Genomic DNA, 9,632 nt, shown 5'->3' with positions numbered 1-9,632 from the left:
CGAACACGGAAGTTAAGACCTCCAGGGCCGATGATACTTGGGGCATAGCCCCTGGGAAAGTAGGTCATCGCCAGGTAATAAGCGATAAGCTACCTCTAAATGAGGTAGCTTATCTATGTTTTGTAATACTGAAAAGATTGTGGACATCTGGGTACGGGGTTCCCCCCGTTCGGGATCTACACTGCTGGAGAGTGCCTTATATGTCGCAGTGTGGCGAAAGTCTCGTCCACTTTCGTCCCATTGCTGGAGTTTGCGTCACGAGTCGCAATGTGGCGAAAGTCTCATCCGACTTTCGCCACGAAGTATTCCTTTGGGGCGGGTGGCTCGGCAATACTGTATCCTACGCTGGTAAATATTCTTTTGGGATCGCGGCTTCGGCGATACTCTCCACTGGAGACTACCGTGCCTATCGTATCTTCAGGTAAACAAGCGAATGGACTATCTCTAACGAGGTAGTCATCTTTGTATCAGTTACGAGCACCAAGTATGTGTATGGAGGTAGCCCTTTCGCGTTATGATAATACTTTAGATGTAGAGTAAAACCGTTCCTGATTTGATGGAATTGTTAAACATGGTCATGAGTAACTTCAATAGCACTATAGAAAATGTAAGTGTAGTATCTTCCCTAGAATTTGTGATAAACTATAATTTATATGGAGGGATACTCTAGAATGGAAAGTATTAATCACGAAGCACTGGCGTTGGATGACCGTGAAAAGGACCTTATCAGAGAATATGGGACAGTAGTTCATTATCCTAAAGGGCAAATAATTTTTGCTGAAGGAGATACGGCTGACCGTATATACTTGATTGAGGAAGGTTTTGTAAAGATATATCGAATAACTCCGGATGGTCGAAGAGTCACTGTTGGCAGTATGAGAACTTCGGGGCAGCTAATGGGGCTGGCTGAAACTTTATACCACGGAGAGCGAACCTGTTTTGCTGGTGCTATCAACGATGCTACTTTGGTAGTTGTTCGTAAAGCTCGTTTTGAAGAATTGCTTGTGAACCATCCGTCCATTGCTATTAAGGTTGCCACAACTCTAGGTGTTAGAATGCGAGAGGCTGAAGCAATCATTCAAGAAATGGTCTGTTTCCAAGTACCTGGAAGGCTAGCAATGTTACTTCTTAAAATATCTGAACGTGCTGGAGTAGAGACAGAATTTGGGACAAAAATTAATTTTCGTTTAACCCATGAGGAAATTGCTTGTATGATTGGCACATCTAGACAAACTGTTACCTCGTTGCTTAACATTTTTAAGCAGGAAAATAGTATAGCGATTGAAGAAAAAGAAGTATATATAGTGGATACTGAAAAGCTAATTAAATGGATTGTTTAAGGGAGGCTGGCATTGGATGTTAGCCTCTCTTCATTTTTTTATAGAGCAAAATCAAATAAGGTTGAGCATAACAGACTAAGAGAATATGCAATTTAGACAAAACTAATATGAAATAAGAAATTAATGTCTTCCGGAAGACATTAATTTAGTCTTGATTAGGACATAAATAACGTCTGTAATCAGACAAAAAGATAGTCGGTAGGTAGACAATTATTAGGTCATGGAGTAGACATTAATTCTCATGGGCCTTTGGTATATTCTTCACAAGAGGGATATTATTTAAGGGAGGTGGAATTAAAACTGGGGGCAAGGTTGGTGTTAGAAAGTGAAGATGTTTGAAAGAGAGGCGTTAGCAATGAAAAGGATTTCAGAACTAGTGAAATTCCTTAAAGACCCCCATGCCAAAAGAGTGCAGCAACATAAAGGGCGGTACCAGGAATTGGATGATCTTTCAAATATAGCGATCGAGATTGGTGATGAAATGGCCTATAAGTCCCTGCAGTCAGAATTAAGAGAAGTATTTTTTGATTATACAACAGCAATAGTGGTAGATTCGATTTACAAATTAGTCCCTCACGTCCTTATAATTTGGTTAATTAGCTTAAAATGGCCGACTATCACCGTGCCATTCGTAGACTGGAAAGTAAACATTCTTGGATTCTATCTCCTTTCGTACATGATATTTCACCTGGGGAAATTATTAGCAAAACCAATTATGACCGCGCTGTCAAAACTTAGAATATTTGGCTTTGTTAGGGCAACTAATAAAATTTAATAAATTAGGAGGAAAATGTTATGCATTTCGCAATTGCAGGCGTAGACGCTAATCCCATTAGTCTACTTCTATGGGGTATTTTTGTAGGCTATGTTTTTACAACAGTAGGAGCCGCTGGTGGTATCCTAGCAGGTGTAGGTCATATGAGTATCTTTGGTCTTAAAAGTGCCAATACAATTAAGCCCATGAATCAGTTCTTGACTTTAGTGAGCCCTATTGTCGGCACGCCACTTTATCTCCGTGAGAAACGTATTATCGTACCTGTTGCTATTGCTCTAGGCTTGGGTGGTATTACAGGTGCAATGATTGGTTCCACCTTCTCGTCTTCTTTACTAAAAGATATGAAAACCTTCCAGCCCTACTTTGGTTTCTTCACACTAGCGATTGCTTTGCGTCTCGGCTACGAGTGCACCAAAGGCTTCATTGATGGCCAAAAAAGTGTGAAAAAAGCGAACGATACTTTCGCCGCGAAAGTTAAAGAACTTAAGGCTGCTGGTAGAATGAGTGAACTTAAGGAAATTGGTGTGAACTTCCAGAAGATTGGTGTTCAAAGCACGTTCACTTTTGCTGGTCAAGAATTTAAGTATAATACGATCTTTGTGTTCTTTGCAGGACTCATTGTGGCTATTATTTCAGCTTCTCTTGGTGTTGGCGGTGGTTTCCTACTGGTTCCCTTTATGACCAGTATGCTGGGTTTCCCAATGTTCATTGTGGCTGGTACTTCCGTGCTTTCCATCTTGGTTACATCGGCGACCAGTATTACCAACTACATTTCCATGGGGAGTTCAGTAGACGTCACTTTCTTAGCCTTTGAATTGACGGGTGTTGCCATTGGTACTGTATTTGCAGCCAAAGTTTCTAAATATATCAATGCCCGTTATTTGAAAATCGGCCTTACTGTTATCTTGTTCTACATTGGTCTGAAATATATGCTTCCATTAGTTGGTATTAAGATCTAACTTAAGTGTTTAATAAAATAAAGGAGGATAGGGACATGAAATGTGCGTCCTGCCAAATGAAGACCAAAAATATGTGTGATAAGGAAGCCTTTGATTGTACTGGGGGAAAATATTCACTCGATGAATGTTTTGAAGAAGAAAACAAACCCTTTCATCGGCTCAGTGGTTATTTCCAATCAGTACACGGTAACAATCTTAGCCGCCTCGATGAATTAATTATGTTTTCTAAGAAAATGGGTTACAAGAAACTCGGAATGGCTTTTTGTGTAGGTTTAACTGAAGAAGCAGCAATCTTAGAAAAGATTTTATCCCAACATTTTGAGGTATATTCCGCTTGTTGTAAAATAGGTGGTCTTAAAAAAGAAGATTATGAAATACCTAAAGTGAAAGAGGATAAAATTGAGGTTATTTGTGACCCTATACTTCAAGCTAAAGTGCTGGCTAATGATGAAACTGAACTTAACATAGCAGTAGGCTTATGCGTTGGTCATGATATGTTATTCAATAAGTACTCGAAAGCACCAGTCACCACCTATGCAGTTAAGGACCGTATCCTAGGTCATAATCCTTTGGCCGTCTGCTATTCAAGTTATTTACGTAAAAAATACCTTAATAAAAAATACGAATAGACAACACACAAAAAAACGGGGGCGTAACGAACTTAATTCGTTACGCCCCCGTTTTTTGCAGTTTTCAAACCCCCCTCTGTTGTAAGTAGGGTAGGTCCTTCGTAAATTCAGGTGGGGTAGGGGCCTCCTTCGCTGCGAAGAATAGATTAGACGAAGATGGTCCAAAAGTAATGGAACTGACAAGGAAAATGTCGAAAATCGGACATTAAAATTGACCATAATTTGATATGTTAACTATAGTACAAACGATAAATTGAAAGGATAAAAAACACTAGGCGGTGAAGCGATGCTAATTTAGTAAGGAAAATGTTTGCAAGAGAGGCGTTTTAACTATGAAGAAGGTTTCTGAACTAGTGAAATTTCTTAAAGATCCACATTCTAAAAAAGTACAGGAACAGAAAGATATAATGCATCGAATTTCTAGGAGGTTTTTTAGAGAGTGATGCAAATAATAGGCGGCCTTAATATAGAGGGTTTTGAAGACCTATTCGCTAAGATGCTTTGAGTTTTTCAAAATCTGATATTTAAGGCTGCCGACGTCTCATTTATACCTTTTATCACAATGTATTCGAGTTTTTTGCAGGAAGAAGGAATTGACGACGGTATTTAAATTATCATCCGGTTAGAGAGAGGAGTAAGATGCGTGTGCAAAAACTATTTTTTATATCTAAGCATTGCGATGGGTGTCAGGCTTGTGAAGTAGCATGTCTTGAAAAACATTCTCAGTCTCAGAGCATATTTATGACGAAAATGGAACAACCATCTCCGCAACCGCGGATTAAAGTAAAAAGATCGGGTAATCAATATTGGGCTACCGTATGTCAACACTGCAATGAGGCAATGTGCGTAGGGACATGTATGACTGGAGCGCTGCAGTATTCCGCAACAGGTGAAGTTTTCCACAATGCTAAACAATGCGTAGGCTGTTGGATGTGTATAATGGCTTGTCCATTCGGGGCCATTGCAACACTTAACGAGGCAAAAAAAGCGAGCAAATGTGATCTGTGTAAGGGTGAAAAGACTCCACCTTGTGTAGCGTCATGTTCCCGGCAAGCGTTACTATATGGTACTCCAGAGGATTACGAAATGAAAGTTGCAGGTGATTGATATGCGTTATCTCATTATCGGCAATAGTGCGGCGGGCGTTTTCGCAGCAGAAACTATTCGGGGTCTGGATCCCGAAGGACAAATCACGATGATTTCAAATGAAGACTATTCACCCTATTCACGTTGCCTAACCTCCTATTTCCTAGGGAAAGAAATTCCAGAAGAAATGATGTACATTAGAAATAAGGACTTTTACTCTGAAACAGGGATTGACTTCCAAGCTGGATATGTTGAACGGGTGGATGCTGATTCTAAAAACGTCTTGCTAGACTCTGGTGAAAAAGTTAATTATGATAAGTTGCTGATTGCCACGGGTTCTTCTCCGTTCAATCCTCCTCTTGAGGGAAGTGACATAGAGGGAATCTTTGAACTGCGCACCTTAGATGATGCTAAAGCTATGGCTGAGTTTGCTCCAAAAGTAAAAGCTGCCGTTGTTATGGGTGCTGGTCTTGTAGGGCTTAAAGGAGCTCATGGACTTCATGAACTGGGAATCAATGTGACAATTATAGGATCTGCTCCTCGAGTCATGCGTCACTCCATTGATGAAGAATCTGCTGAGATTCTGACGAGACTGTTAGAAGAAGACGGTTATCGTGTCCTCCTAAATACCAAAGTAGTTAAAGTGCTAGGTGAAGAGGATACAGATGGACGGATGTCAGTATCTGGTGTGCTTCTGAATACCGGTGAACAGATTCCTTGTCAGATGATTATTAGAGCGGTTGGAGTCCGCCCTAATGTAAAGTTGGTCAGTGATAGCGGAATCTCAGTGAATTACGGTATTATTGTTGATGAAGAAATGCAGACGTCGGAAAAAGACATTTATGCTGCGGGTGATGTTGCTGAAGCACTCGACCTCTTAAGTGGCGAAAAAGGTGTGAGCGCTTTATGGCCTACTGCAACAGAACAAGGAATCGTCGCTGGCTGCAACATGGCAGGTGTGAAACGCGAATATCATGGTTCCCTGGCTTTAAACTCTGCTGTAATAAGCGGAGTAGGGATTGTTTCAGTCGGACTCATGAATTTGCCGCCTAGAGAAGGTAGTGTGATTAGGGCATCGGAGCCGGATAAGAACTTCTATCGTAAGTTCGTGATTAAAGAGGGACGTTTGGTGGGAATGATCATGGTTGGCGACATCGAAGGGGCGGGTATTTTGAGCGGCTTAATTCGAAAAAGAGCTAAAGTTGACGTAAATTATCTTCACCAAATGTTAGTAAATCCGATTGACTATCCAGGGTACTTGTCGGTTGTGAGAGGGGGTCAGTAAAATGGGTTCATACGTAAGAACACGAGCATTAACTCAAAGCACTAAACCTATAGAACATGACGAGGAATTGCGTACGTCTGTTTGCTGTCTTTGTAACGGTGGGTGTGGGATAAAAATCAGCCTAGATCAAGATGGAAAAATCAAGGCGGTTTTTGGTGATCCTGATAACCCTTATAATAAAGGAAAAATATGTTCTAAACCTATGGCAATTGCACAAACCCTTAGTGGCCCCTATAGGGTTAGATATCCTATGAAAAAGGTCAATGGCTCGTTTGAAAGAATTAGTTGGGATGAGGCTTTAGATCTGATCGCACAAAAATATAACCAGTATATCCAGGAGAATGGTACAGGATCGATTGTGGGCATTACATCCAAAATTGGTGGGTCTTACAGTAAGTTAGCACATGGCATATTTTCATCGTTAACCGGTCTCGTGAATTACGGAACTGGACCGATCTGTACCGATTCGGAAGCGAATGTGCGTAAGAAGCTCTTCGGAGACGGTTCGGGAACAAGTCCTCTCTCCGATGTAGTCAATTCTAAGATTCTATTAATAGTTGGTAACAATGCTGCCCAAACGAAGGCAGGACAATTCCATTGGATTACGGAAGCTAAGCGGACAGGGACGCGGATAGTGGTGATTGACACACGCTTTACAGAAACAGCTCAGGCGGCTGACCTATTTATCCAGATCAGACCGGGAACGGACACTGCTTTAGGAATGGCGTTACTGAATTATGTCATCAAGAATAACCTCTATGATCCAACGTTTGTGTCTGAACATACCAACGGCTTTGAAAAACTGGCACAGGATGTGAGTGCTTTTACAACGGAGCGCGCAGCTGAGATTACAGGAGTTCCCCAAAATGTTATTGAGAAATTAGCTCAAGATTTAGCTACATTAAAACCAGGCATGCTGTTTGAAGGTCGGGGTGTCGTTTGTGTTAATAATGCAGGAGCTTCAGTTTGGGCGTTTGAAGGCCTGATGGCTATACTGGGCAATATCGGCAAACCAGGGGCGGGTATTATTTCGCATATCAACAACACTGGTGGCATTATCAATTTGATTCAGGCTAATGATGTTATGAAGCCTGATCGTAAAAGATCATCAAGTGCCCTCTACAAAGACATGGAAGAGGGAGACGTTAAAATGCTCTTGATCTCCGGGAATCCCTGCGTAACTTGGCCCGATAGCGCACGGATGAGTAAGGCGATTGAAGGACTGGATTTTGTGGTTAGTCATACCTTGGTGATGGACGACTCCGCTGTACTAGCAGACATTGTCCTTCCTGCGACCCACTGGTTAGAAGAAGCCGGAATGCAGGCAAGTGTGCATAGAGTTTTGCAGTGGAAAAATAAAGTTGTTGAGATACGTGGTGAAGAAAAATCTGGTGGGGATTTCTACCGTCTATTAGCAGAGCGTATGGGTTTACCGTCATCCTATTTCCCGGATTCCCCTGAAGCAGCGTGGGAGTTGGAAAGAAAATATAATAAGAATGTTACAGGTATTAGTAGGGAACGAATGCTGGAAACACCTGGTGGAGTACATTTTCCGTGTGCGGAAATTGGTAAGGAGACCGTGCGCCTATTTGCCAATTGTGTGTTCAAAACATCCTCTGGTAAAGTGGAGCTGACAGAAGTTAGTGACGCGCCCCTTGAGTATGTGGATACCTTTGATGCCCCAGGTAATATTGGTTCCAGTCGTGAGGAATTCCCTTATCTCTTGAGCACAAATAAGGTGGCAAGCCACTACCATTCAGAATGCCAATATAGTGATTGGGCTAATGAAATGGAACAACCTTATGTTGAAATGCATCCTCTGACCGCATTAGAGATAGGAGTTGAGAAAGGAAACCAAGTTAGAGTGGAGACGGTTACAGGATCGATCGTTTTGGCGGCAAAGATTACTCAGTCAGTACCGCGGGGTTTCCTCTCGACCCAACCTTACTTCGGATTTCAATCCCCTTATGGGCAAGCACCAGCCAATACTCTTTTTCCGGTAGCTGCTGATCCTGTTGGAGGTAACCTAGTTAGCAAAAACATTATGTGTAAGGCTAAAGCTGAAGGAGGTCAAGGATCATGAGTCAGCACTCTATGTTAGTCGATGAGTCGCGATGCATTGAATGTAAGAGTTGTACCGTTGCCTGTAAACAAGAAAACAACCTCCAAACGGGGGATTGGTGGTTAAGAGTATGGCGAAGGGAACAGCTAAAGGGGCATCTAGTTCGATATTATAATACTCAGTCATGTAGACATTGCGAAGACCCTGTATGCCAGGTTGTATGCCCAGTGGGGGCTATTCAACGTGGGAAAGACGGCCTTGTAACCCAAAACAACGCAAAATGTCTTGGGTGTCATGTTTGTGCAACCGCTTGTCCGCATAGTGGAATGAAGATCATGACAAACGGTAAAGTGGGTAAATGTACACTTTGTAGGCATCGCTTAGAAAGAGGAAAAGATCCGGCGTGTGTATCTGTCTGTCCAGTAAATTCCCGAGTTTATGGTGAGCGCGAAGAACTTCTTCGTGAGGCAAGCGAACGTATGGAAGATTTGAGAGCCAAGGGAATGAGCGTCCATCTCGAAGGAGTGGATAAGGAGCAGAGTGTAGTAATGTATCTGACGGTTGACGCGGAAAACTAGGGAATAAACTTAAGGTCTAGGAGATTCTGCTCTATTTGCATAACCCTTTCAAATGCTGTATCTGAGGGGTTATGTTAGAATTACTCATTGATTATAAGTGCAATACGTGCCTTATTAATAAAAAGTTAGTTTAACGTAAATTCATATGGCAGTTAGACTAAAACATGTATATACACATTTTGTCCAAAGTTTTTTCGAATAAACCGCTAAAAAGGTTGACATTTTAACAGCCTTCAGCTATACTAAAAAAGTTCTCAAAACGTGGCCCGTTGGTCAAGCGGTCTAAGACACCGCCCTTTCACGGCGGTTACACGGGTTCGAATCCCGTACGGGTCACCAATCAACTTACAAGGGTGATTAGCTCAGCTGGTAGAGCGCCTGCCTTACAAGCAGGATGTCGGCAGTTCGACCCTGTCATCGCCCACCATACTCGAAGTTCGAGATTCGAGGTTCGAAAGAACCGTAGAGCTTTAGCTTTGGACAATAATGAGGAAACGATCAGTGTTCGTACTTCGAACATCGTGCATCGAACCTCGATCACGGCCCCGTGGTGTAGTGGTTAACATGCCTGCCTGTCACGCAGGAGATCGTCGGTTCAAGTCCGATCGGGGTCGCCATATGAATTAAGGTAGTCAACAAAATGGGTAGGTGGCCGAGTGGTTAAAGGCGACAGACTGTAAATCTGTTCCGCGAGGTACGATGGTTCGAATCCATCCCTGCCCACCAATTTAGATATTCGAAGATTGAAGTTCGAAATATACGATGTAAAAATCGCATAAGAATGTAGATCTTAGAATGAATATAAGCTAAGCCTCTGAGGAATACGAAAGTTCAAATATAACGAATATCGTGCCTCAAATATCTCAAATCGTCGCGGGGTGGAGCAGCGGTAGCTCGTCGGGCTCATAACCCGAAGGT

Annotated in this window: 9 protein-coding genes and 4 tRNA genes; all 13 read left to right on the top strand. The window is 42.3% G+C overall.

Going from position 1 to position 9,632, the window contains the following annotated elements:
• Positions 1–425: hypothetical protein (locus JL57_RS33920; protein ID WP_291299865.1), on the top strand; the 425-nt coding region annotated here is incomplete at its 5' end.
• A gap of 246 nt (positions 426–671) precedes the next feature.
• Entirely contained in the window at positions 672–1,340 is a 669-nt protein-coding gene (locus JL57_RS08685; RefSeq protein ID WP_034141658.1) for a Crp/Fnr family transcriptional regulator, read from the top strand.
• Between the two features lie 355 nt (positions 1,341–1,695).
• Positions 1,696–2,115 (top strand): hypothetical protein, encoded by a 420-nt coding sequence (locus JL57_RS08680; RefSeq protein WP_034141659.1) that lies wholly within the window; start codon positions 1,696–1,698, stop codon positions 2,113–2,115.
• Between the two features lie 20 nt (positions 2,116–2,135).
• Complete coding sequence (locus JL57_RS08675; protein ID WP_034141657.1) at positions 2,136–3,074, top strand: sulfite exporter TauE/SafE family protein; 939 nt, start codon at positions 2,136–2,138, stop codon at positions 3,072–3,074.
• A 35-nt stretch (positions 3,075–3,109) separates the two neighbouring features.
• On the top strand, positions 3,110–3,703 hold the full coding sequence (locus JL57_RS08670; protein WP_034141656.1) for a DUF1847 domain-containing protein: 594 nt from the start codon (positions 3,110–3,112) through the stop codon (positions 3,701–3,703).
• A gap of 639 nt (positions 3,704–4,342) precedes the next feature.
• Positions 4,343–4,810, top strand: a complete 468-nt coding sequence (locus tag JL57_RS08665; RefSeq protein WP_291299864.1) for a 4Fe-4S dicluster domain-containing protein — start codon at positions 4,343–4,345, stop codon at positions 4,808–4,810.
• 1 nt (position 4,811) lies between these two features.
• Positions 4,812–6,074, top strand: coding sequence for an NAD(P)/FAD-dependent oxidoreductase (locus tag JL57_RS08660; protein WP_034141654.1), 1,263 nt, complete (start codon positions 4,812–4,814; stop codon positions 6,072–6,074).
• Position 6,075: 1 nt separating this feature from the next.
• Positions 6,076–8,157 carry a molybdopterin-dependent oxidoreductase gene (locus JL57_RS08655; protein WP_034141653.1) on the top strand — a complete coding sequence of 694 codons (2,082 nt, stop codon included), beginning with the start codon at positions 6,076–6,078 and terminating at the stop codon, positions 8,155–8,157.
• Complete coding sequence (locus JL57_RS08650; protein WP_034141652.1) at positions 8,154–8,714, top strand: 4Fe-4S dicluster domain-containing protein; 561 nt, start codon at positions 8,154–8,156, stop codon at positions 8,712–8,714. Before JL57_RS08655 ends, JL57_RS08650 begins: the two co-directional genes overlap by 4 nt.
• A 263-nt stretch (positions 8,715–8,977) precedes the next feature.
• Positions 8,978–9,053: transfer RNA gene (locus JL57_RS08645), tRNA-Glu, on the top strand.
• A 12-nt stretch (positions 9,054–9,065) separates the two neighbouring features.
• Positions 9,066–9,141 (top strand) — tRNA-Val (locus JL57_RS08640).
• Between the two features lie 114 nt (positions 9,142–9,255).
• Positions 9,256–9,331, top strand: a tRNA-Asp gene (locus tag JL57_RS08635).
• A 25-nt stretch (positions 9,332–9,356) separates the two neighbouring features.
• Positions 9,357–9,440 (top strand) — tRNA-Tyr (locus JL57_RS08630).
• Positions 9,441–9,632: the final 192 nt, after the last annotated feature.

It is taken from the genome of Desulfosporosinus sp. BICA1-9, from assembly GCF_000802135.1.
Note: the sequence above shows the minus strand (reverse complement) of the source record. Positions and strands in the feature narration are given on the sequence as shown.